Origin of the sequence: Glycomyces luteolus, from assembly GCF_027622875.1 — a bacterium.
GTDB classification, from domain to species: domain Bacteria; phylum Actinomycetota; class Actinomycetes; order Mycobacteriales; family Micromonosporaceae; genus Glycomyces; species Glycomyces luteolus.
Genome location: NZ_JAPZVP010000022.1, coordinates 43,032 through 63,301 on the forward strand (window position 1 = coordinate 43,032; position 20,270 = coordinate 63,301).

Annotated in this window: 25 protein-coding genes and 1 pseudogene; 8 read left to right on the forward strand and 18 right to left on the reverse strand. The window is 71.2% G+C overall.

What is annotated here, in order from left to right; genetic code table 11:
• The first annotated feature begins 109 nt into the window (after positions 1 to 109).
• Both O1R50_RS22105 and O1R50_RS26525 read left to right on the forward strand, forming a co-directional pair.
• Positions 110 to 1,459, forward strand: coding sequence for a glycosyltransferase 87 family protein (locus O1R50_RS22105; protein WP_270112398.1), 1,350 nt, complete (start codon positions 110 to 112; stop codon positions 1,457 to 1,459).
• Between the two features lie 52 nt (positions 1,460 to 1,511).
• Positions 1,512 to 1,638 (forward strand): annotated as a pseudogene (locus O1R50_RS26525) (TFIIB-type zinc ribbon-containing protein); the annotation flags it as partial.
• Positions 1,639 to 1,787: 149 nt separating this feature from the next.
• Here the strand turns inward: O1R50_RS26525 and dnaB are convergent.
• Positions 1,788 to 3,257: a replicative DNA helicase gene (gene dnaB, locus O1R50_RS22115; RefSeq protein WP_270112400.1), complete on the reverse strand. Its 1,470-nt coding sequence runs from the start codon at positions 3,255 to 3,257 to the stop codon at positions 1,788 to 1,790.
• A 301-nt stretch (positions 3,258 to 3,558) separates the two neighbouring features.
• On the opposite strand from dnaB, the gene O1R50_RS22120 reads away from it, so the two are divergent.
• Positions 3,559 to 3,948 carry a hypothetical protein gene (locus O1R50_RS22120; RefSeq protein WP_270112401.1) on the forward strand — a complete coding sequence of 130 codons (390 nt, stop codon included), beginning with the start codon at positions 3,559 to 3,561 and terminating at the stop codon, positions 3,946 to 3,948.
• A gap of 161 nt (positions 3,949 to 4,109) precedes the next feature.
• Here the strand turns inward: O1R50_RS22120 and rplI are convergent, their stop codons facing one another.
• The 4 genes from rplI to rpsF form a co-directional block, all read right to left on the reverse strand.
• Positions 4,110 to 4,571 (reverse strand): 50S ribosomal protein L9, encoded by a 462-nt coding sequence (rplI, locus tag O1R50_RS22125; protein ID WP_270112402.1) that lies wholly within the window; start codon positions 4,569 to 4,571, stop codon positions 4,110 to 4,112.
• 14 nt (positions 4,572 to 4,585) lie between these two features.
• The gene (gene rpsR / locus O1R50_RS22130; RefSeq protein ID WP_030160643.1) at positions 4,586 to 4,831 is read right to left on the reverse strand and encodes a 30S ribosomal protein S18; all 246 of its coding nucleotides are present in this window, start codon (positions 4,829 to 4,831) and stop codon (positions 4,586 to 4,588) included.
• A 66-nt stretch (positions 4,832 to 4,897) separates the two neighbouring features.
• Entirely contained in the window at positions 4,898 to 5,407 is a 510-nt protein-coding gene (locus O1R50_RS22135) for a single-stranded DNA-binding protein (protein ID WP_270112404.1), read from the reverse strand.
• A gap of 40 nt (positions 5,408 to 5,447) precedes the next feature.
• Positions 5,448 to 5,738, reverse strand: coding sequence for a 30S ribosomal protein S6 (gene rpsF / locus O1R50_RS22140; RefSeq protein ID WP_270112405.1), 291 nt, complete (start codon positions 5,736 to 5,738; stop codon positions 5,448 to 5,450).
• A 274-nt stretch (positions 5,739 to 6,012) separates the two neighbouring features.
• Here rpsF and O1R50_RS22145 point away from each other — a divergent pair, with 274 nt between their 5' ends.
• The gene (locus O1R50_RS22145) at positions 6,013 to 7,683 is read left to right on the forward strand and encodes a fumarate hydratase (protein ID WP_408612787.1); all 1,671 of its coding nucleotides are present in this window, start codon (positions 6,013 to 6,015) and stop codon (positions 7,681 to 7,683) included.
• 226 nt (positions 7,684 to 7,909) lie between these two features.
• On the opposite strand, the gene O1R50_RS22150 is transcribed toward O1R50_RS22145, so the two are convergent.
• From O1R50_RS22150 to O1R50_RS22160, 3 genes are all read right to left on the reverse strand, one after another.
• Complete coding sequence (locus O1R50_RS22150; protein ID WP_270112407.1) at positions 7,910 to 8,320, reverse strand: ArsR/SmtB family transcription factor; 411 nt, start codon at positions 8,318 to 8,320, stop codon at positions 7,910 to 7,912.
• Complete coding sequence (locus O1R50_RS22155; protein ID WP_270112408.1) at positions 8,317 to 8,673, reverse strand: SRPBCC family protein; 357 nt, start codon at positions 8,671 to 8,673, stop codon at positions 8,317 to 8,319. The genes O1R50_RS22150 and O1R50_RS22155 overlap by 4 nt, the downstream gene beginning before the upstream one ends.
• Positions 8,674 to 8,768: 95 nt before the next feature.
• Entirely contained in the window at positions 8,769 to 10,133 is a 1,365-nt protein-coding gene (locus tag O1R50_RS22160) for a cystathionine beta-synthase (protein ID WP_270112410.1), read from the reverse strand.
• Positions 10,134 to 10,348: 215 nt separating this feature from the next.
• On the opposite strand from O1R50_RS22160, the gene gndA reads away from it, so the two are divergent.
• A complete protein-coding gene (gene gndA / locus O1R50_RS22165) occupies positions 10,349 to 11,779 on the forward strand; it encodes an NADP-dependent phosphogluconate dehydrogenase (protein WP_270112411.1) in 1,431 nt (476 codons plus the stop codon).
• Between the two features lie 65 nt (positions 11,780 to 11,844).
• On the opposite strand, the gene O1R50_RS22170 is transcribed toward gndA, so the two are convergent.
• From O1R50_RS22170 to O1R50_RS22200, 7 genes are all read right to left on the reverse strand, one after another.
• Entirely contained in the window at positions 11,845 to 12,369 is a 525-nt protein-coding gene (locus O1R50_RS22170) for an NUDIX domain-containing protein (RefSeq protein WP_270112413.1), read from the reverse strand.
• Complete coding sequence (locus O1R50_RS22175) at positions 12,369 to 12,896, reverse strand: NUDIX domain-containing protein (protein WP_270112414.1); 528 nt, start codon at positions 12,894 to 12,896, stop codon at positions 12,369 to 12,371. Before O1R50_RS22175 ends, O1R50_RS22170 begins: the two co-directional genes overlap by 1 nt.
• Positions 12,893 to 13,462, reverse strand: a complete 570-nt coding sequence (locus O1R50_RS22180) for an NUDIX hydrolase (RefSeq protein WP_270112415.1) — start codon at positions 13,460 to 13,462, stop codon at positions 12,893 to 12,895. Before O1R50_RS22180 ends, O1R50_RS22175 begins: the two co-directional genes overlap by 4 nt.
• 33 nt (positions 13,463 to 13,495) lie before the next feature.
• The gene (locus O1R50_RS22185; RefSeq protein ID WP_270112416.1) at positions 13,496 to 14,023 is read right to left on the reverse strand and encodes an NUDIX domain-containing protein; all 528 of its coding nucleotides are present in this window, start codon (positions 14,021 to 14,023) and stop codon (positions 13,496 to 13,498) included.
• Positions 14,024 to 14,063: 40 nt separating this feature from the next.
• Entirely contained in the window at positions 14,064 to 14,573 is a 510-nt protein-coding gene (locus O1R50_RS22190) for an NUDIX hydrolase (protein ID WP_270112417.1), read from the reverse strand.
• Between the two features lie 106 nt (positions 14,574 to 14,679).
• Positions 14,680 to 15,099, reverse strand: coding sequence for a DUF6220 domain-containing protein (locus tag O1R50_RS22195; RefSeq protein WP_270112418.1), 420 nt, complete (start codon positions 15,097 to 15,099; stop codon positions 14,680 to 14,682).
• Complete coding sequence (locus O1R50_RS22200) at positions 15,092 to 16,108, reverse strand: carboxymuconolactone decarboxylase family protein (protein WP_270112419.1); 1,017 nt, start codon at positions 16,106 to 16,108, stop codon at positions 15,092 to 15,094. The genes O1R50_RS22195 and O1R50_RS22200 overlap by 8 nt, the downstream gene beginning before the upstream one ends.
• A 51-nt stretch (positions 16,109 to 16,159) precedes the next feature.
• Between O1R50_RS22200 and O1R50_RS22205 the strand changes: the two genes are divergently transcribed.
• The 3 genes from O1R50_RS22205 to O1R50_RS22215 are packed head-to-tail and all read left to right on the forward strand — an operon-like array spanning position 16,160 to position 18,147.
• Complete coding sequence (locus O1R50_RS22205) at positions 16,160 to 16,303, forward strand: hypothetical protein (RefSeq protein WP_270112420.1); 144 nt, start codon at positions 16,160 to 16,162, stop codon at positions 16,301 to 16,303.
• A 24-nt stretch (positions 16,304 to 16,327) separates the two neighbouring features.
• Positions 16,328 to 17,488, forward strand: coding sequence for a sensor histidine kinase (locus tag O1R50_RS22210; RefSeq protein ID WP_270112421.1), 1,161 nt, complete (start codon positions 16,328 to 16,330; stop codon positions 17,486 to 17,488).
• A complete protein-coding gene (locus tag O1R50_RS22215) occupies positions 17,485 to 18,147 on the forward strand; it encodes a response regulator (RefSeq protein ID WP_270112422.1) in 663 nt (220 codons plus the stop codon). The genes O1R50_RS22210 and O1R50_RS22215 overlap by 4 nt, the downstream gene beginning before the upstream one ends.
• Before the next feature lie 23 nt (positions 18,148 to 18,170).
• Here the strand turns inward: O1R50_RS22215 and O1R50_RS22220 are convergent, their stop codons facing one another.
• From O1R50_RS22220 to O1R50_RS22230, 3 genes are all read right to left on the reverse strand, one after another.
• Positions 18,171 to 19,034 carry a YihY/virulence factor BrkB family protein gene (locus O1R50_RS22220; RefSeq protein ID WP_270112423.1) on the reverse strand — a complete coding sequence of 288 codons (864 nt, stop codon included), beginning with the start codon at positions 19,032 to 19,034 and terminating at the stop codon, positions 18,171 to 18,173.
• Positions 19,035 to 19,092: 58 nt separating this feature from the next.
• Positions 19,093 to 19,527: a DUF7144 family membrane protein gene (locus tag O1R50_RS22225; protein WP_270112424.1), complete on the reverse strand. Its 435-nt coding sequence runs from the start codon at positions 19,525 to 19,527 to the stop codon at positions 19,093 to 19,095.
• 144 nt (positions 19,528 to 19,671) lie between these two features.
• The gene (locus tag O1R50_RS22230; protein ID WP_270112425.1) at positions 19,672 to 20,262 is read right to left on the reverse strand and encodes an anthranilate synthase component II; all 591 of its coding nucleotides are present in this window, start codon (positions 20,260 to 20,262) and stop codon (positions 19,672 to 19,674) included.
• Positions 20,263 to 20,270: the final 8 nt, after the last annotated feature.

The following is a 20,270-nucleotide window of genomic DNA, read 5'->3' on the forward strand; positions in this document are numbered from 1 at the left end:
TCACACCCCTGCGCCATAGTCGACCCGGGGGCGACGGCGAACCGCCACACCCGGTCCCTGGGAACGGCCGCAGCCGCTCCGGCTCGCCGCGCACCCGTACGCTGTCCGGGTGTCCAACCGTCCGCTCGTCATCGACCTCGCCTTCTACGGCGCGGCCGCGCTCTTCGCGGGCGCCACCGCGCTGTGGACCACGCTCGACTCGCACGCCCAATGGGGCGCGATCGCCTTCGGCGGCTACCTCCCCGCCGCGATCTGCGCGGCGATCCTCCTGGTCCAGCCCGGAGCGGTCTGGCGCCGCCGGGCCTTCGTCGCCGTCGGCGCCGCCTTCGCCGTCACCGCGATCCCCTTGGTGTTCATGGCGATCGACCGCGCCGCCGGACTCAGCGGACGAGCCCAGGAAGAAGTCCTCGTCGTCGAGGCCTCCGGCGCGCGCCTCCTCGACACCGGCAGCCCGTACCTGCACGCCGACGCGATCGCCGCGCTCCCCGAACCCCTCCTCGGCTACAACCCGTACCAGCCCGGCATGGCCGTCTTCGGCATCCCCGCCGCGCTCTTCGGCCAGCACTGGTGGACCGACGCCCGCGTCTACTTCCTCCTCGCCGCCGCCGCTTGCGCGATCGCGGCGGTCCGGCTCCTGCGCGGCGGCCCCGGCAGCGCTCTCAACAGCACCGGCGCCGGCAAGGGCCCACTGCTGCGCGCCGTCCAGGCCACGTTCGTCTTCCCCGTGTGCGCCTTGACGTTCGCCACGGGCGGCGACGACATGCCCGTCGTCGCCCTCATCGTCCTCGCACTCGCCTTCGCCCACCGCGAACGCCCCCTCGCCGCGGGCCTGGCGATCGGCGCCGCCGCCGCCCTCAAACTCTTCGCATGGCCCGCCGCCGTCGTGATCGCGTTCCTGGCTCTGCAAACTCATCGCTCGCAAGCGTCGCCAGGACCGAGAAACGGCGGGCTGCGCCGATACGCCGCGGGATTCGCCCTCCCCGTCGCCGCCACCATGCTGCCCGTCCTCGCTGTGGACGCCCGCGGATTCTTCGACAACGTGATCGCCTTCGGCCTCGGCCACGGCGTGGTCACCTCGCCCGCGCAGTCGCCGCTGCCCGGATTCCTTGTCGCCCATTACGTCCCGGGCGGCGACCTCATCGCCCCCGCCCTGCTCGGACTCGCCGCGCTGGTGATCGCGGGGCTGCTGTGGACGCGGCCGCCGGCGACGGCGGCGTCGGCGGCGCTGTGGTGCGCGGCGGGGCTCTCCGCGGCGTTCCTGCTCATGCCGTCCACGCGGTTCGGGTACCTGCTGTACCCGGTCGTGCTGCTCGGCTGGTGGCTGCCGCTGCGCGACGCCGTGGCGGGCACCGTGACCAGCACGCTGTTCCAGGGCCTGGCCCAGGACGACGAGGTGGTCGACGAGCTCGAGGAGGAGACGGGCCTCGGCCCGTCCATGGCGGTCGAATGGTGGCGCTGAGCGGCCTCACTCGCGAAACCGCAAGGGGCCGAAACGGAGTACGGTGACGGGCATGCAACTCACCTGCCCCAAGTGTGCTGCCCTCATGCGCCAGTACGAGCGCAACGGCATCGTCGTCGACCAGTGCTCGGCCTGCCGCGCCGTCCTGCTCGACCGCGGCGAGCTCGAGCACCTGATCGACACCGAGAAATGGGTCAACGGCGTCCAGGACGGCACCGCGACCACGCCCCTGCCGCAGTACGCGAACGGTGAGAGCCCGAAGGCGCGCGAGCGCCGGACGCTGCTGCAGATCCTCTTCGGCGACTGACGCCGCTGGCACCGCGCGTTCTTATACCGCCATGTCGACGAAGCGGGAGAGGTGCAGCTGGGCCGCGACGGTGATCGTGTCCGTCGCGCCGTTGCGGTGCTTGGCGACGATGAAGTCGGCCTCGCCCGCGCGCGGGGACTCCTTGTCGTAGTAGTCCTCGCGGTGCAGCAGGATGACGACGTCCGCGTCCTGCTCGAGCGAACCGGACTCGCGGAGGTCGGAGAGCTGCGGGCGCTTGTCGGTGCGCTGCTCGGGGCCGCGGTTGAGCTGCGCGACCGCGATCACCGGGCACTGCACCTCCTTGGCCAGCAGCTTGAGCCCGCGGCTGATCTCGGAGACTTCCTGCTGGCGCGACTCGGTTTTCTTCGGCGAGGTCATGAGCTGCAGGTAGTCGACCACGATGAGCTTGAGGTCGTGGCGCTGCTTGAGCCGCCGGGCCTTGGCCCGGATCTCCATCATGGTCATCGAGGCCGTGTCGTCGACGAACAGCGGCGCCTCGGAGATGTCGCCCATGCGCTTGGCCAGGCGCGTCCAGTCGTCGTCGGACAGGTCGCCCGAGCGCAGGACGTGCATCGGCACGCGGGTCTCGGCGCTCAAGAGGCGCATCACGATCTCGAGCTTGCTCATTTCAAGGCTGAACAGGGCGGCGGCGTGCCGGTGGTGGAGCGAGGCGTGCCGCATGAAGTCCATGGCGGCCGTTGACTTGCCGGCACCGGGACGCCCGGCGACGATGATGAGCTGACCGGCCTGGAGGCCCGAGAGGAGCCGGTCGAGGTCGGCGAAACCGGTGGGGATGCCGGTCATGAGGCCCTGGCTGGCGCCGATCGCCTCGATCTCGTCCATCGCGGGCTGGAGGAGGTCGGAGAGGACCGCGAAGTCCTCGCTCTGGCGGTTGTCGGTGACCTCGTAGACGGCCTGCTGGGCGAGGTCGACGAGGTCGTCGATGTCGCGCCCGCCCTGGCCGCCGCCGTAGCCGTACTGGACGACCTTGGTGCCGGCCTCGATGAGGCGGCGCAGGATCGCCTTCTCCTTGACGATCTTCGCGTAGTACCCGGCGTTCGCGGCCGTGGGCACCGCGTTGAGCAGGTCGTGGAGGTAGGGGCCGCCGCCGATCTTGGCGAGGTCGCCCGTGTCGGCGAGGGCCGCGGCGATCGTGACGGCGTCGGCGGGCTCGCCGTTGCCGAACTTGTCGATGATCGCGTCGAAGACCATGCCGTGCTTGGGATGGTAGAAGTCGCCCGGTCCGAGCACCTCGATGACGTCGGCGATCGCGTCCTTGCTCATGAGCATGCCGCCGAGGACGGACATCTCGGCTTGGGCGTCCTGGGGCGGGGTGCGCTCGTAGGCGCGGGCACCGCCGCCACCGCCCCCGCCGCTGCTGAACGGGTCTTCGGGCGGAGTGTCGAAATAGGAATTGCTGGAGCCGTTGGCGCCCCGCGAGTAGACGCCTTCCGCCGACACGTCGGTCATGCCGTCCACCCCCTCGGTCACCGTGCGTTCATGGAGAATGTACCGCCCGCATATGACAGATCGGCGGCGTCAACGACGCTATGTCGCGCCGGGCACGGTTGCAAACGAGGTTGTGGACAACCTGTGGACAAGGCTGTGGATAACCTGTGGATAACCGCGTTGGGCCTGTGGACAACCTGTGGACAACAACGTGATCCGAGCTCGGTTCACGGTCTTCATCTGCGGCGACGCTATCCACCGCCTGTGGACGGAGATTCGTTCGTGCCAACTTGCCGCTAAGGTGAGGGGCGACCCCCGGCACGGATCAGAGGAGCTCGACCCCATGAACGCCCCCCGGCAACCCGAGCGCAGGCCCCGGCTCGACCCCGACGGCGACGACCGCCCGGGGGAGCGGGCGTTCACGCCGACGTTGCTCGTGACCGTCGCCTGGTACGCGGTGCCGATGGCCGTGTACCTGGCGTGGTTGCTCTCGCAGCCGCCGGTGGAGGCGACCTGCGCCGAGGGCGGATGCACCGTGGCGGGGCGGCTCTCGACCGCGATCGCGGGCGGCTGGGCGTGGACGCTCTCGGCGCTCACGGCGAGCCTGCTCGTGGCGGTGCTCCTGCGGCTGCCGCGCGCGGGCTGGCGCGCGGGCGTGGCCGGCTCGGCGGCCGCGATCCTCGGCGCGGGGCTGGTGACGGTGGTGCTGCGGACCGCCGGGTGGGTGATCTGAGGGCGGGCGGTGCGGCCGCGGCGCGGCCGTACGGGTGGCCCCGGGTACCCGCCCGTTCCCACCTTCACCACTACCAGTGAAAAGGACACCGTCGCATACGGGTACGACAAAGGCCCGCGATCGAACAGATCGCGGGCCTTCCTCGCGTTCGCTTTCGCGTCCTACTTCTTGCGGCGCTTGGCCGGGGTGACCTGAAGCTTGAACTTCGCGGTCACCTCCGGGTGCAGCTTGACCGACACGTCGTAGGTGCCGACCGACTTGATCGCGGCGGGCAGTTCGACGCGGCGGCGGTCGATCTTCGGACCCCCGGCCTCGTCGACGGCCTTGACGACGTCGACCGCGGTGATCGAGCCGAAGAGCCGGTCCCCGTCGCCCGTGCGGGCGACGATGTGGGCGTCGGTCTTCTTCAGCTGCTCGGCCACGGTGCGAGCCTGGTCGAGGTCGTGGATCTGGCGGGCCGCACGGGCGCGCTGGATCGCGTCGACTTCCTTCTGACCGCCCTTGGTCCAGGCGATCGCCAGGCCCTGCGGCAGGAGGTAGTTGCGGCCGTAGCCGTTCTTCACCTCGACCACATCGCCGGCCGAGCCGAGGTTGGGCACCTCATGAGTCAGGATGATCTTCATGTTGCGCTCCTTCCTTAGCGGGTCTGGCTGGTGTACGGGAGCAGAGCCATTTCGCGGGCGTTCTTGACGGCCGCGGCGATCTGGCGCTGCTGCTGGGTGGTCACGCCGGTCACACGACGGGCACGGATCTTGCCGCGGTCGGAGATGAACTTCCGCAGCAGCGCCGTGTCCTTGTAGTCGACGTACTCGATACCCTCTTTTTCAAGCGGGTTCGGCTTCTTCTTCGGCTTCCGCAGGGGAGCCGATTTCGGGTTGGCCATGTGTTGTCTTGCCTCTTACTCGAGATCGTTACCGGACTGCTGTGCTCTTGAAAAGCAGCGGCCCGATTAGAACGGCGGGTCCTCGTCGAAGCCTCCACCGCCGGCGGAAGCGCCGGCAGGGGCGGCCGAGGCCCAAGGGTCGTCAGGTGCGGAGCCGCCACCGGTGTTGCCGCCGCCCCCGAAGGAACGACCGCCACCGCCGCCGGAACCGCTGCCGGACTTGTTGAGCTTCGCTGTGGAAAAACGCAGCGCGGGGCCGACTTCCTCGACGTCGAGCTCGTACACAGTGCGCTTCTCGCCCTCGCGGGTCTCGTAGCTGCGCTGCTTGAGCCTGCCCTGCACGATCACGCGGGTACCGCGCGACAGGGACTCGGCGACGTTCTCGGCGTACTGGCGCCAGACGCTGCAGGTGAGGAACAGGGCCTCACCGTCTTTCCACGCGTTCGACTCGCGGTCGAACGTGCGCGGGGTCGATGCGATTCGGAACTTCGCGACGGCGGCACCGGACGGCGTGTAACGCAGTTCGGGGTCGTCGACGAGGTTGCCGATAACCGTGATGACTGTCTCTCCTGCCATGACCTCTTCTCCCTAAGGTCTCGCAGTTGCAAGGGTCGGGTTACCGAAGCTCCGGTCGCAGCACCTTGGTGCGCAGCACCGACTCGTTGAGTCGAAGCTGGCGGTCCATCTCAGCGACGGGACCGGGCTCGGACTGCAGGTCGATGACGGCGTAGATGCCCTCGTTGCTCTTGTTGATCTCGTAGGCGAGACGGCGCCGGCCCCAGACGTCGATCTTGTCGACGGTCCCTCCGGCGTCCTTGACGCCCTTCAGGAACCTGTCCAGCGTCGGGCTGACCTGTGCTTCCTCGATGTTCGGTTCGAGGATCACCATGAGTTCGTAGTGCCGCAAGATCGCTCCACCCCCTTTGGTCTCAACGGCTGCGGTCTCTCCGCAGCAGGAGGATTCACTTGCGCGTGCCGCGCCGCCCCGAGTTCGGGCCGGTACGGACAACCGGGCAATCGTACCTGCTTACAGGCGGTGCGGCTTCACTGCGCCGCCTGGATGTGACGCTACCGGCCGGGTACGACATTCGCGGCCCCGACACCGAACCCGCCGCGCCGTTCGCGGCCCCGCGCCGACTGAGCTTCGCCTCACACCCGGCCCCGACACCCTGCGCGCTAAGTTGGAACGCGTGACATCGGAGTTCCGCTACACCGACCTGCTTCCCGTCGGCCCCGACACCACCGAGTACCGCCTGCTCACCAAGGACGGGGTGAACACGGTCGAAGCCGCCGGGCGGCGCTTCCTCACCGTGGAGCCCGAGATCCTGACGCAGCTCGCGACCGAGGCCGTCAAGGACATCTCCCACTACCTGCGCCCCGCGCACCTCAGGCAGCTGCGCTCGATCCTCGACGACCCCGAGGCCAGCGGCAACGACCGGTTCGTGGCGATGGACCTGCTCAAGAACGCCAACATCGCCTCCGGCATGGTCCTGCCGATGTGCCAGGACACCGGCACCGCCATCGTCATGGGCAAGCGCGGCCGCCACGTCCTCACCGACGGCCGCGACGCCGAGCACCTCTCGCGCGGCGTCTGGCAGGCCTACCGCGACCTCAACCTGCGCTACAGCCAGATGGCCCCGCTGACCATGTGGGACGAGAAGAACACCGGCTCGAACCTGCCCGCGCAGATCGAGCTGTACGCCGAGGGCGACGACGCGTACAAGTTCCAGTTCATCGCCAAGGGCGGCGGCAGCGCCAACAAGTCCTTCCTGTTCCAGGAGACCAAGGCGATCCTCAACCCCGACGCGATGATGCGGTTCCTGGAGGAGAAGCTCCGCGGCATCGGCACCGCCGCGTGCCCGCCCTACCACCTGGCGATCGTCATCGGCGGCACCAGCGCCGAGCACACCCTCAAGACCGCGAAGTACGCCTCCACGAAGTACCTCGACGCGCTGCCGACCGAGGGCTCGCCGCTCGGCCACGGCTTCCGCGACGTCGAACTCGAGCGGCAGGTGCTGGAGCTGACCCGCCAGTTCGGCATCGGCGCCCAGTTCGGCGGCAAGTACTTCTGCCACGACGTGCGCGTCGTCCGCCTCCCGCGCCACGGCGCCTCCCTGCCCGTGGCGATCGCGGTGTCCTGCTCCGCCGACCGCCAGGCGATGGCCAAGATCACCGCCGAGGGCGTGTTCCTGGAGCAGCTGGAGACCGACCCGAGCCGGTACGTCCCCGACGTGCAGGAGGACGACCTCGACGAGGACGTCGTGCGCGTCGACCTCAACCGGCCGATGGCCGAGATCCGCGAGGAGCTCTCGAAGTACCCGGTGAAGACCCGCGTCTCGCTCACCGGCACGCTCGTGGTCGCCCGCGACATCGCCCATGCCAAGATCAAGGAGCGCCTCGACGCGGGCGAGCCGATGCCGCAGTACCTGCGCGACCACGCCGTCTACTACGCGGGACCGGCCAAGACCCCCGAGGGCTACGCGTCGGGTTCCTTCGGCCCGACCACGGCCGGGCGCATGGACACCTACGTCGAGCAGTTCCAGGCCGCGGGCGGCTCGTTCGTCATGCTCGCCAAGGGCAACCGCTCCGACCAGGTGACGAACGCCTGCAAGGCCCACGGCGGCTTCTACCTCGGCTCCATCGGCGGCCCGGCCGCGAAGCTCGCCCAGGACAACATCAAGTCGATGGAGGTCCTGGAGTACCCCGAGCTGGGCATGGAGGCGGTCTGGAAAATCGAGGTCGAGGACTTCCCGGCGTTCATCGTCGTGGACGACAAGGGCAACGACTTCTACGCCGAGACCCGCAAACCGGTCCTCACGGTGGGCCGCAAGCCGAAGATCAGCATCGGCTAGCCGCTCCCGTCGCATAGGGGCCGTACGCTCATCGGGCGTACGGCCTCCGACGTCTTTCAGGAAGCACTATGGACGAACGGCTGCGCGCGCTCGCCGAACGCGACTACGCGAACGGCACTGGAGCGAGCCGCGACGTTCACCTTCCGCCGCTGGGAGGACGTCCGGGGCGGGAGTGAGCGCCCGGGGTCGAGCCTGTGAACCGACTGCAGCTGCGGGGTACGGCAATTCAGGCGGCGCCGCGGCGGCGGCGTTCGTGCGGCCGTTCGGCAAGGCGCCGTTCGCGTTTGCCTCGCGCGAGCTCGGTCTCGAGGGCGTCGAGCGGACCGGCGAACCCGTCCGCGAAGCGCTCCAGCCACAGTTGCACGAGCGCGAGCCCGTCGGCGTCGACGCCGTAGAAGCGCCGGGTCCCCTCGGCCCGCACGGTCACGAGCCCTGCCTCGCGGAGGACCTTGAGGTGCTGGGAGACGGCGGGCTGGGAGATCCCGCCACGCCCGGCGAACAGCGTCCCGAGCGCCTCGGCGACCGCCCCGGCCGGGCGCTCGCCCCCGCCGAGGAGCTCCATGATCCGGCGGCGCACCGGATCGCCGAGGGCGTCGAACGCGGCCTCGGCCGAAGCGCCCGTCGCGTCCTCGCTCACGATTCCGGCTGCTGCGGCGGCACCGTGTAGAACGCGACGACCGCGTCCACGGCGGCCTTCGCCGCCTCCGGGTCGTCGCCGTCGGCGATCGCGGCCGCGCCCCAGGCATCGCCCAGGAGGCGCGCGTACGCGATGCCCTCGGTGCCGGTCATCCACTGCTCCCACTCGTCGGGGTCCAGGGACTCGGCGGTCTCGAGGTAGTGGCCGAAGCTGTGCAGGAGCCCGTCCCAGCCGATGCCGACCGCGCCGGGCCCGTACTGGCGCCACATCTCCGGGTCGACCGGGGCCTCGTGGACGAGTTCGAGCACGGTGCCCTCGCCCTCCTCGCTCAAGCGCACCTCGAGCCAGGACATGCCGCCTCTCGGGGATCGGGCATTGCCGCCTCCTAATATAAGTTGCTACTTATATTAGGAGGCGGGGTCGACAGCGTCAACCGAACGCCGAAGAATCAGTGCTCGACGTAACTGAGCAGGTCCTGCCGGGTGAGCACGCCCACCGGCTTGCCCTCCGCGAACACCATGAGCGCGTCCCGGTCCTGCAGCGCCGCGACGGCCCGCTCGACCTGCTCGCCCGAGCCGATCGTCGGCAGCGGATCGCCGATGTGCCGCTCGATCGGGTCGTGCAGCGTCGCCCGCCCTGAGAACAGGGCGTCCATCAAGTCCCGCTCGGCGACCGCCCCGGCCACCTCGCCGCTGGTCACCGGCGGTTCGGCCTTGAGCACCGGCATCTGGCTGACCCCGTACTGGCGCATGATGTCGATGGCCTCGCGCACCGTGTCCTGCGGGTGCACGTGGACGAGCTCGGGAATGTTCGCGCCCTTGCTGCCCAGCACCTCGCCCACGGTCGTCTCGCCGGAGCCGCCCATGAAACCGAACTCGGTCATCCACTCGTCGTTGAAGATCTTCGAGAGGTACCCGCGGCCGCCGTCGGGCAGGATCACCACGATCACGTCGTCCGGGGCGGCGTCGCGGGCCACCGCGAGCGCCCCGACCACGGCCATCCCCGCCGAACCGCCCACGAGCAGGCCCTCCTCGCGCGCGAGGCGCCGCGTCATCGCGAACGACTCCGCGTCGGTGACCTCCACGATCCGGTCGGCCAGCGTGCGGTCGTAGTTCTCGGGCCAGAAGTCCTCGCCCACGCCCTCGACCAGGTACGGCCGCCCGGTCCCTCCCGAGTAGACGGAGCCCTCGGGGTCGGCGCCCACGACCTGCACCTTCCCGCCCGAGACCTCCTTGAGGTACTTGCCGATCCCGGTGATCGTGCCGCCCGTGCCGACCCCCGCGACCAGGTGCGTGATCTTCCCGTCCGTCTGCTTCCACAGCTCGGGGCCGGTCTGGTGGTAGTGCGAGGCCGGGTTCGCCGGGTTCGAGTACTGGTCGGGCTTCCACGCGCCGTCGATCTCGTGGATGAGCCGGTCGGAGACCTTGTAGTAGGAGCGCGGGTCCTCGGGGTCGACCGCGGTCGGGCACACGACGACCTCCGCGCCGTACGCCTTCAGGACGTTCCGCTTGTCCTCGGAGACCTTGTCGGGGCACACGAACACGCACTTGTAGCCGCGCTGCTGCGCCACCATCGCCAGGCCCACACCCGTGTTCCCACTGGTCGGCTCGACGATCGTGCCGCCCGGCCTCAGGGCGCCGGAGGCCTCGGCCTCGTCGATCATGCGCTGGGCGATGCGGTCCTTGATGGACCCGCCGGGGTTGAGGTACTCGACCTTCGCGAGCACCGTCGCGGCCACGCCTTCGGTGACCGCGTTGAGCCGCACCAGCGGGGTGTTGCCGATGAGGTCGAGGACGGATTCGTAGTACTGCATGCTCACAGCCTATGCCTGAGGGCCGTGCGAGGACCGGAGCCCAGGCCGCGCGACCTGGACGCGGACCCGACCGGCGCGATCCGCGGCGCGGTTCCGGCCCGCAGGGCCACGCGCTTCCCGATGCGTGGATACGATCGGCCGTGGTGGCGCCCGCGCCGGGCCGACCGGCGAGAATCGGGGCGCACACCTCTTACGCAACGTAGGGAGACAATGGCATGAGCACCGCCGACATCGGCGTGGTCGGGCTGGCCGTCATGGGTTCCAACCTCGCCCGCAACTTCGCCCGCCACGGCTTCACCGTCGCCGTCTACAACCGCACGCACGCCAAGACCACCGAGCTGATCGAGGCCCACGGCGACGAAGGCGACTTCGTACCCTCCGAGGAGCTCAGCGACTTCGTCGCCTCCCTCAAACGCCCCCGCAAGGCCATGATCATGGTCCAGGCCGGCAACGCCACGGACGCGGTCATCGACCAGCTGGCCGCCCTCATGGAGCCCGGCGACATGATCATCGACGGCGGCAACGCCCACTTCGAGAACACCCGCCGCCGCGAAGCCGCCCTCCGCGACCGGGGCCTGCACTTCGTCGGCACCGGCGTCTCCGGCGGCGAAGAGGGCGCGCTCCTCGGCCCGGCGATCATGCCCGGCGGCTCCGAGGAGTCCTACGAGTCACTCGGCCCGATCCTCGAAGCCATCGCCGCGAAGGCCCCCGACGGCACCCCGTGCTGCACCCGCCTCGGCCCCGACGGCGCCGGGCACTTCGTCAAGATGGTGCACAACGGCATCGAATACTCCGACATGCAGCTCATCGGCGAGGCCTACGACCTGCTGCGCCGCGGCGTCGGGATCGAACCGGCCGACCTCGCCAAGACCTTCTCCGAATGGAACGCCGGCGAGCTCGACTCCTACCTCATCGAGGTCACCGCCGAGGTCCTCGGCCACGTCGACGCCGCCACCGGCAAGCCGCTCGTCGACGTCATCGTCGACCAGGCCGGCCAGAAGGGCACCGGGCGCTGGACCGTCCAGAACGCCCTCGACCTGGGCGTCCCGGTCACCGGCATCGCCGAGGCCACCTTCGCCCGCGCGCTCTCCAGCGGCACCAGGCAGCGCGAAGGCGCCGTCGACCTGCTCACCGGCCCCACCGCCAAAGTGGACTTCCCCGCCGACTTCGTCGAAGACGTCCGCCAGGCGCTCTACGCCTCCAAGATCGTCGCGTACGCGCAGGGCTTCGACCAGATCGCCGCCGCCAGCGCCGAATACGACTGGGGCATCGACCTCGGCTCGTGCTCGGCGCTGTGGCGCGCGGGCTGCATCATCCGGGCGCGCTTCCTCGACCGCATCACCGAGGCCTGGCGCTCGAACCCGGAACTGCCGACGCTGCTCGCGGCGCCGGAGTTCACGAAGATCGTGACGGACGCGCAGGACGCGTGGCGCCGGGTCGTCTCGACGGCCGCGCTGGCGGGCATTCCGACGCCGGGCTTCTCGTCGGCGCTGGCGTACTACGACGGGCTGCGTTCGCGCCGCCTGCCGGCGGCTCTGATCCAGGGGCAGCGGGACTTCTTCGGCGCGCACACGTACAAGCGGGTGGACCGCGAGGGCACGTTCCACACCGACTGGTCGGGGGACCGGTCGGAGATCGAGCTCTAGACACGCTTTGACGGCGCCGCCTCCGCTCAGTCGAGCGGGGGCGGCGCCGTTTCGCTTGCGGGCGTTCAGTCCACGTCGGGGAAGACGGGGCCGTGGGAGCCGCCGAGGTCGACCGGCGCGGCGGGCACGTCGCCGTCGCGCAGGCGTTTGACCAGGGACACCAGGCGGTCGGGCTCGATCATGCCGTCGGAGGAGCCCAGCGCGCCGATCGGCAGCCAGTCGAAGCCGAGGCCGAGTTCGTATCCGGCGCCGGCGGTCATGCGCGGCGCGAAGCGCTCGACGCGGTGGAAGAAGTACCAGTTCTTCTGGACGAGCAGCCGCCCGTGCGGGAAGCAGACGTAGACGCCGTGGGCGACGGGGCCGTGGAGGGCCTCGCGGTCGATGCGCAGGCCGGTCTCCTCGTGGACTTCGCGGACCGCCGCGTCGGCGAGGTCCTCGCCGTCCTCGACGCCGCCGCCCGGGGTGAACCAGCGGGTCACGCCGTCGCGGCAGCGGTCGCCGCCCATGTGGAGCACCGTGTCGTCGGGTGCGAGGAGCACGACCCGCGCGGAAGTGCGGGATTCGGCGCCGGTCAGGGCTTCGATGCTCATCACACGGAGGTGCCGTCTCGGGGGTCCCCGGCCGGTTCGAGGCGCAGCGCCTCGGCGGGGATGTCGCCGTCGATGAGCCGCTTCAGCAGGCCGAGCAGCGGGTCGCCGGGGGTGTCGAAGCCGCCGTCGTCGCTGAGCTCGTCGACGCGGACCCACCGGAATTCGAGGTCCTGCTCGTAGGCGTCGCCGCCGGAGACGTGCGGGGTGTAGCGCTGGACGCGCGTGAAGAACAGGTAGTTGTCCTGGGTGAAGAGCGCGCCGTCCTTCGGGCGGCTGAAGGCGCGGCGGGCGACCGGGCCGACGAGGTCGCCGTCGCCGATGCGCAGGCCGGTCTCCTCGAACAGCTCGCGGACGGCGGCGTCGGCGGGGGTCTCGCCGGCGTCGATGCCGCCGCCGGGCAGGAACCAGCGGGCGGGGCGCTCCGGGGTCGCGGACCGGCCGATGAACAGGACCGCGTCCTGTTCATCGATCACGATGCACCGCGCGCCGTAGCGGTCGATTCGGGTGGGTTCGTTCGTCGCGCTCACCGGTCAAGTATGGGGGCACGCTCCGTAGCCGTCCACCCTCTATCGGGATCCCATGTCCAAGCGCCCCATGGAATCGGAACGGGCGCAACAGGAGTCGCGCCCGCCATCAGTCCCTTGAGCAGGCCCGCGACCCTCGCGGGGAACACCAGTGCGTCCGCTTCGGCGATCGCGTCGAGGCTGAGCCAGCGCGCCTCGGTGAACTCGGCCCGCTCGATGTCCTCGAGCCGGTCGCGGGCGGGCGCGAAATGCGGGACGCGCAGGAAGAAGTACGCGTCGCGGGAGCGGATGACCAAGTCGGGGCTGTCGGACCAGTCGCCTTCGGTCTCGGCCACGACCGGCCCCAGCGCGCCCGGGTCGATCCGCAGGCCGGTCTCTTCGAACACCTCCCGGGCCGCGCCCTCCTCGAGCGTCTCGCCCTCGTCGAGCCCGCCGCCGGGCGTCACGTAGTACTCGACGCCCGGGCCCATGTAGTCGCGGCTGTAGAACAGCAGCACCCGGTCGTCCTCGTCGGCGAGGAGCACCCGCGCGCACCGCCGCCGGATCACCTTGGCTTCTGGGGTGGTCATGGTCCGAGTATCCGGACCGCGGGGCCGCCGCGTCTACTCCGGCAGCGGGAAGCGCTTGGTGTCACCGCGCCAGTTCGCCCACGGGAGCTCGACGGGCGCCGCCGGGAGGTCGCCGCCGACGAGCCGCTTGAGCAGGTCGGCGACGGGCACCGGGAAGATCCCGTCGTCGACGGCCTTGACCTCGTCGATCGATAGCCACATGGAACCGGTGAGCTCGCCGATCTCGCTCGCCTCGAGGTGCGCGAAGTCGACGGCGAACCGCTCGACGCGCAGCAGGAAGAACACGTGGTCGTCGGGTCCTATCCACCAGGTTCCGGCGGTGTGCCCGACCGGCTCCCCGAGCGCGGCGGGGTCGACGCGCAGGCCGGTCTCCTCGAACAGCTCACGCGCGGCCGCCTCCGCGGCGGTCTCCTCGCCGTCGATCCCCCCGCCGATCGTCACGAAGAACTCCGACTCCGGGGTCACGAACCCCGAACTGTGCAGCAGCAGCACCCGGTCCCGCTCGTCGACGACGAGCACTCGGGCGCAGCGGCGCGGTTCCGTTCCAGCGGTGTCAGTCATCCGGAAAGTATGCAGCCTGCCGAGCCGCCGCCGATCGGCGCTAGGGGAGGTCGACCCAGGGCAGTTCGATCGGGACGCCGGGCCGCCCGCCTCCGAGGAGCTGCTCGAGCAGGCCCGCGAGGCCGATCGGGAACACGATCGCGTCCACCGCGTCCAGGTCCGCGGGCGACAGCCACGCGTGCCGGGCGACCTCGTCCCGCTCGCCCTCCTCCATCCCCCGGAAGTCGGGCTCGAAGCGGTCGACGCGCAAGAGGAAATAGTGCTCCTCCGCCCAGTACCGGATACCGCTGTTCGAGCGCCACCGGCCCTCGCGCCGGCACACCACCGGGCCGAGCGCCTCCGGTGCGACCCGCAGGCCGGTCTCCTCGAACACCTCCCGGGCGGCGGCCCCGGCGAGCGATTCGCCGTCCTCGACCCCGCCGCCCACCGTGAAGTAGTAGTCCCTGCCGCGCGCCGCGGACCCGTGGTTGAAGAACAACAGCACCCGCCCGTCCCCGTCCACGAGCAGTACACGCGCCGAACGCCGGACCGGATCCGCTGGAATCGCCATACGCGCCAGCCTAAACCGGGCGGCAAGCCGTTTCCGCCGCGGCGAAGCGGGCCCGGGAAGGCCCGCGGCGGGGTGTCGCCGCGGGCCCGGTTTCCTGGTTTCAAGCTCAAGCGGCCGCGGGGGCCGCCGTCGTCTCAGCGGGCCTGCGGTCCTCGAGCAGCCGCTTCGCCAGCCGCCCCGAAGCCTCCGCCAGACCCATGATCATGAGCGCGTTGATCGCGTGGAAGCCGAAGATGATCTGACCCGGCGTCGTCCCCGCCACGCTCACCAGCGCGATCAGCGACTGCAGCACCACCAGGCCGAACACGCCCGCCGCCAGGCCGACCAGCTTCCCGCCCGACCGCGCCAGCGCCGCGAACAGGATGCCCAGCAGCGCGACCACCGCGATCACCCGGCCGTTCATGATGTGCAGCGAGAACGACTCGTCCGGTGAGCCGGTCCCGATCGCCCCGTACCCGGCCAGGAAGAACTGGATCCCGATCAGCACGTGCAGGATCCCGATCCACACGCGATAGAACTTAAGCATCAGTGCCCTCCAAAACCGCGCTCCGCTTCTCGATCTCGTCCTGCAGGGCGTCGACGCCCGTCATCGTCCCGTAGGCGAGCAGGTGGACCACGCAGTGATCCGAGTGCTTCGCACCCCGCCACGCCGCCACATCCGCCTCGTCCACCGCCCCCGGAGCGAGCGCCGCCGCCACCGCGAGCCGCGCCCCCAACGCCGGGCCGGCCTCCAGACCGCCACCGTCCACCAGCTCCGGCAGGCCGTCGCCGACCGCGTCCTCCCGGACGCCCACGGTCCGCGCCACCGCCTCCGCGGCATCGCCGCCGAGCAGCCCCGGACCCGACGACGCGTACGCCCGCAGATGCCCGTACGCGACCCCCACCGGCGATCCCGCCGCCCAGCCCGGCACCCGCACCCGCAGCCCCCGGGCCCAGCCAGGCCGCTCCTCCAGCAGCGCTAGGCTCGTCCCCGGCTCCAAGTCCGCCATGACCGCCGCCCGCAGCGTCCGCGACGCCACCGAACGGCCCAGCCGCGTCGCCGTCACCGGATGCGGCGACTCGTTGTACGCCAGCACCTGCACCAGCCGCGTGATGAACTCGAACACCAGCGCCGTACCGATGAACCGCGGCGCCGCCGACGCCGCGAACGGCCCCTCCGGGCCCGGCTCCAGCGCCCACTCGGCCAGCGGCGCCCACTCCTTCGGCGGGTTCGACGCGCGCAGTCCCTCAGCCAGCGCCGACTCGCCCAACGCGTGCAGCAGCACCGTGTGCGCGTCCGTGCAGAACCTGCAGCCGTTGCGCACCGCGATCGCGGTCGCCACGACCTCCTTCGCCAGCCGCTCCTCCGGGCCGCCCACCATCAGCGACTCCCGCAGCAGCGACCACATCGACGCCAGCAGTTCCGGTGCGGGCGAAAGCATCTGGAACGGCGCGCCCACCGCGCCCAGCTCCCGCTTCGCCTGCGAATACACCTCGGCCACCAGGCCGTCGGCCTGTCTGGCCTCGACCGGCGCCACATATCTGATCTGGGGCATGGGGTCCTCCTCGATTCCCTTCGCGCCGAACGCCTTCGCACCCGCCGCGTCATGCCCTCCAGACTCCCCGCCGCGGGCCCGATGCGCGTCCGCCCCGCGCTGGCTTTCGGCCCCGCGCCGAGCGCCGCATTCGCGGCCGCCGCGTACACCCTGCGCCGTACGCGGCCGCTGCACCGCGGGCCGATGCCGAGGTGACGGCCCCGACTTAGGATGGGAGCCATGTCCATTCCCTCCGGAAGCCGCCTCTCAGGGCTGCGGCTCGACCTGGTCGTCGCCGCGATCCTGCTGTCGGACACGCTCATCTCGGGCGCGGCCGCCGCAGTAGGGGACGGCCTCGCCTGGTACGGCTGGCCGCTGCTCGCCGCCGGGCCCCTCGCGTTCCCGCTGTGGCGCCGCTACCCGCGGGCGGTCATGCTCGTCAGCGTCGGCGCGCTGGTCGCCGTCGGGCACCTCCAGGTCGGCCCGCTCGCGGCGGTCCCGGCGCTGGTCGCGATCGCGGTCTCGATGTACCGGGGGCACCGCAGGCTCACCGTCTCCCTGGTCCTGCTCGTCTCGGCCGTCACGATGCTCGGGAACTGGAGCGCGGCCGGATTCCACTTCACCGGCGCGGTCATGGAGCAGTCCATGCTGGTCATCGGCTGGCTCCACGTCGCCCTCATCTCCGGTGAGTCGCGGCGCCAGCGCGACGCCTACATGGCCGAGGCCGAGCACACCCGCGAGGAGGCGGTCAAGCGCAAGGCCGCCGACGAGCGCGTCAGGATCGCCCGCGAACTCCACGATTCGCTCACCCACTCGATCTCGGTGATCCGCGTCCAGGCAGGCGTGGCGCTCCACTTGGCGCGCAAACGCGGCGAAGAGCCGCCGCCCGCCCTCGTCGCGGTCGAGGAGGCCGCGAAGGACGCCACCCGGGAACTGCGCGAGACCCTCACGATGCTCCGCGACGACGAGGGCCACCGCCTCTCCCGCGTCGAGCCCCTGGCCGACCGCTACCGGGGCCTCGGCTTCGCGATCGAGCTCGAATGCGAGATCGAGGAGACCGCCGCGATCGACGAGGAGGTCGACCACGCCGCCTACCGGATCGTCCAGGAGGCCCTCACGAACGCGGTCCGCCACTCCGCGGGCGACCGGGTCCGGGTGCGCGTCCACCACGGCGAGGACGCCCTCGTCGTCGAAGTCGCCGACAACGGCCGCGCCCGCGACTTCGCGCCCGGGCGCGGACTCACCGGCATGCGCGAACGCGTGGACGCCCTCGGCGGCACCCTCGATGTCGGACCCGGCGAGTACGGTTTCACCGTCACCGCCCGCCTGCCGATGCCCGACCCGCCGGCCCCGGCCGCCGCGATCCCCGCCCAGGCCGCCGAGACCGGGGGCACGCGATGATCCGCGTCCTGCTCGCCGACGACCAGCCGCTCATGCGCGGCGGCTTCCGCGCCCTCATCGACGCCGAAGACGACATGACCGTCGTCGCCGAGGCCGCCGACGGTCCCACCGCGGTGCGCCTCGCGGGCGAGTACCGGCCCGACGTGGCCCTGCTCGACGTCGAGATGCCCGGCGGCGACGGCATCAGCGCCGTGCGCGCGATCGCCGCCGACGAGCGCCTCGCCGAGCTCCGCGTCGTCATGCTCACCAACTACTCCTTCGACGCCTACGTGTTCGACGCCCTCCGCGCCGGAGCCGCCGGATACCTCGTCAAGGACACCGAACCCGAAGAGCTCCTCCGCTGCGTGCGCGCCGCCGCGGCCGGAGAGACCCTCCTCTCGCCGCAGATCGCCGCGAAACTCGTCGCCGAGTACGTCGCACACCCTCCCTCGCGCCTCGCCGGGCAGGTCGAAGGCCTCACCTCCCGCGAAACCGAGATCGTGGCACTCGTCGCGCGCGGCCTCACGAACGGCGAGATCGCCGAGCGACTCTTCATCAGCCCGGCCACCGCGAAGACCCACGTGCACCGCGCCATGATGAAACTCGCCGTCCGCGACCGCGCGGGCCTGGTCGTCTTCGCCTACGAGTCGGGCCTGGTCCAGCCCAAGAACGGCGCCTGACCGCGGCACTCAGGGCGGGCCGCTCAATCGGCGCTCGGCTCGCCCGCCTCCCCCTCGGCCGTCCCCGCAGTGTCCTCCTCCGGCTCGGCCGTCGCATTGAACTCGGCACCGAACAGCAAGGCCGCGTTCGTGATCCACAGCCAGATCAGGAACACGATCGCACCGCCCAGCGTCCCGTACGTCTTGTCGTAGTGCCCGAAGTTCGCCACATACAGCCCGAACCCGGCCGACGCCGCGATCCACAGCACCACCGCCAGCGCGGCGCCCGGCGCGCGCCGGCCGAACCGCGAGCGCTTCGCGGGGGCGAGCCAGTACAGGAGCGCCACGATCACCATCACCAGCACGATCACGGCGGGCCATTTCACCCAGCCCCACACGGTGACCGCGGTGCCGCTCGCGCCGATCGCGTCGCCGATCGCGCGCGCCACCGACCCGCCCGTGGCCGCGACGATCCCGCACACCGCCGTCAGCGCGCCCACCACGAGGGTGAGCACGATCCGCACGATGAGGACCGTCCACCATTTGCGGGTCTCGTCGGTCCCGTTGACGGCGTTGAGGGCCCGCGAGAACGCCGCCACGTAGTTGGAGGCGGCCCACAGGGCCGCCAGGAGGCCGACCAGGGCCAGCAGGCCCGCGGCGGCGGGGTTCATCTGGAGCTGCGCCACGGCGTCCTCGATGATGTCGAGGCTCGCGCCGGGCGCGATGGACGCGATGCCGTCGAGGAGCACCTCCGTCGCGTTCTCGTCGAGCATGCCGATGACGGAGGCGCCCACGAGGATCGCGGGGAACAGCGACATCACCGAGAAGTACGTGAGGGCCGCCGCGGTGTCCCCGCGGCTCGCCCCGCCGTACCGTTTGGCGGCCTTCACCAATGACCTGGCGCCCATGCCCCCACCGTGCCAGGCGGCGCGCAGGAAAGGGCCGGTTCGCGCGAACTCGGCACGCCTACGGCGCGAGCCGGTCCGACCGCACCGCCGCGCGGGCGCGCGTCGCGAGATCCCAGATGACGAAGACGTCCACCGCGATCGCCAGTGCGGCCCACAGTGGATATTGCGGAGCGAGGAGGACCTGGTTCACCGCCGAGACGGACGCGACCGCGAGAGCGGGCACCGGGTGCGCGCCCCACCGCGCCAGGCGCCGCCACGCGCCGAGCTGGCCGAGCCCGATCACGACGGCCGCCAGGCCGATCACGAGGTTCACCCAGCCCCAGCCGGTGCTGTCGCCGCGGTACCAGTAGCCGCCGCCGGTGAAGACGGACACGCCGCCGATCGCGACCGCGTACCCGGTGAGCAGCTGCCAGGCGCCCATGAGCAGCAGCAGGACTCCCGCGAGCGCGGAGCCTCCCGCGCTGCGGCGAGGAAGCCAGTCCTCTCGGGTCATGTGCGGTCTCCTGGGGCGCTGATCGGCGCCGAAGGCGCCGCTTGCGCACACAGCTTAGGCGACGCGGCGTCCCGATCGCGGCTTCCACGCTCGTCCCTCGCCGCACGGCGGCCCCAGGACGATCGCGCGCGCTCCCCGCGCAGGCTAGTCGCCCGCCGGGCCTTCCAAGCGGCGCAGCCAGTTGCCGAGCAGCGCGCTGCCGTCCTCGGTGAGGATCGATTCGGGGTGGAACTGCACCCCTTCGACGTCGAGGCTGCGGTGGCGCAGCCCCATGACGGTCCCGTCGTCGCTGTGGGCGGTCACCTCGAGCGGCTCGTGCACGCTCGAGGGCTCGACCGCGAGCGAGTGGTAGCGGGTGGCGGTGAACGGGTTGGCGAGCCCGGCGAAGACGCCTTCGCCGTCGTGCCGGATCGGCGAGGTCTCGCCGTGCCGCAGCTCGGCCGCGCGCGTCACCTTGGCCCCCCAGTGCTCGGCGATCACCTGGTGCCCCAGGCACACCCCGAGCACGGGCACTTCGCCCGCGAAGCGGTCGAGCAGATCGTGGCCGAGCCGGGCCTCGTCGGGCCGCCCCGGGCCGGGCGAGAGGAGCACGCCGGCGGGGCGCAGCCTCACGGCCTCGTCCACATCGGTCCGGTCGGAGCGGCGCACCTCCACCCGGGCGCCCAGCGCCCGCAGGTAGGAGACGATGGTGTGGACGAACGAGTCGCGAAAGTCAACGACCAGCACGCTACCCATCGGTGTCT

Excerpts from the sequence above, each read along its gene's own strand:
- O1R50_RS22185 (WP_270112416.1), bottom strand. The coding sequence starts at position 14,023 with ATGACTGACACCGCTGGAACGGAACCGCGCCGCTGCGCCCGAGTGCTC.
- O1R50_RS22170 (WP_270112413.1), bottom strand. The coding sequence starts at position 12,369 with ATGAGCATCGAAGCCCTGACCGGCGCCGAATCCCGCACTTCCGCGCGG.
- O1R50_RS22230 (WP_270112425.1), bottom strand. The coding sequence starts at position 20,262 with ATGGGTAGCGTGCTGGTCGTTGACTTTCGCGACTCGTTCGTCCACACC.
- O1R50_RS22205 (WP_270112420.1), top strand. The coding sequence starts at position 16,160 with ATGCCCTCCAGACTCCCCGCCGCGGGCCCGATGCGCGTCCGCCCCGCG.
- O1R50_RS22225 (WP_270112424.1), bottom strand. The coding sequence starts at position 19,527 with ATGACCCGAGAGGACTGGCTTCCTCGCCGCAGCGCGGGAGGCTCCGCG.
- O1R50_RS22180 (WP_270112415.1), bottom strand. The coding sequence starts at position 13,462 with ATGACCACCCCAGAAGCCAAGGTGATCCGGCGGCGGTGCGCGCGGGTG.
- O1R50_RS22195 (WP_270112418.1), bottom strand. The coding sequence starts at position 15,099 with ATGCTTAAGTTCTATCGCGTGTGGATCGGGATCCTGCACGTGCTGATC.
- O1R50_RS22210 (WP_270112421.1), top strand. The coding sequence starts at position 16,328 with ATGTCCATTCCCTCCGGAAGCCGCCTCTCAGGGCTGCGGCTCGACCTG.
- O1R50_RS22215 (WP_270112422.1), top strand. The coding sequence starts at position 17,485 with ATGATCCGCGTCCTGCTCGCCGACGACCAGCCGCTCATGCGCGGCGGC.
- O1R50_RS22155 (WP_270112408.1), bottom strand. The coding sequence starts at position 8,673 with ATGTCCTGGCTCGAGGTGCGCTTGAGCGAGGAGGGCGAGGGCACCGTG.
- O1R50_RS22190 (WP_270112417.1), bottom strand. The coding sequence starts at position 14,573 with ATGGCGATTCCAGCGGATCCGGTCCGGCGTTCGGCGCGTGTACTGCTC.
- O1R50_RS22120 (WP_270112401.1), top strand. The coding sequence starts at position 3,559 with ATGAACGCCCCCCGGCAACCCGAGCGCAGGCCCCGGCTCGACCCCGAC.
- O1R50_RS22220 (WP_270112423.1), bottom strand. The coding sequence starts at position 19,034 with ATGGGCGCCAGGTCATTGGTGAAGGCCGCCAAACGGTACGGCGGGGCG.
- gndA (WP_270112411.1), top strand. The coding sequence starts at position 10,349 with ATGAGCACCGCCGACATCGGCGTGGTCGGGCTGGCCGTCATGGGTTCC.
- rpsR (WP_030160643.1), bottom strand. The coding sequence starts at position 4,831 with ATGGCCAACCCGAAATCGGCTCCCCTGCGGAAGCCGAAGAAGAAGCCG.
- O1R50_RS22160 (WP_270112410.1), bottom strand. The coding sequence starts at position 10,133 with ATGCAGTACTACGAATCCGTCCTCGACCTCATCGGCAACACCCCGCTG.
- O1R50_RS22135 (WP_270112404.1), bottom strand. The coding sequence starts at position 5,407 with ATGGCAGGAGAGACAGTCATCACGGTTATCGGCAACCTCGTCGACGAC.
- O1R50_RS22200 (WP_270112419.1), bottom strand. The coding sequence starts at position 16,108 with ATGCCCCAGATCAGATATGTGGCGCCGGTCGAGGCCAGACAGGCCGAC.
- rplI (WP_270112402.1), bottom strand. The coding sequence starts at position 4,571 with ATGAAGATCATCCTGACTCATGAGGTGCCCAACCTCGGCTCGGCCGGC.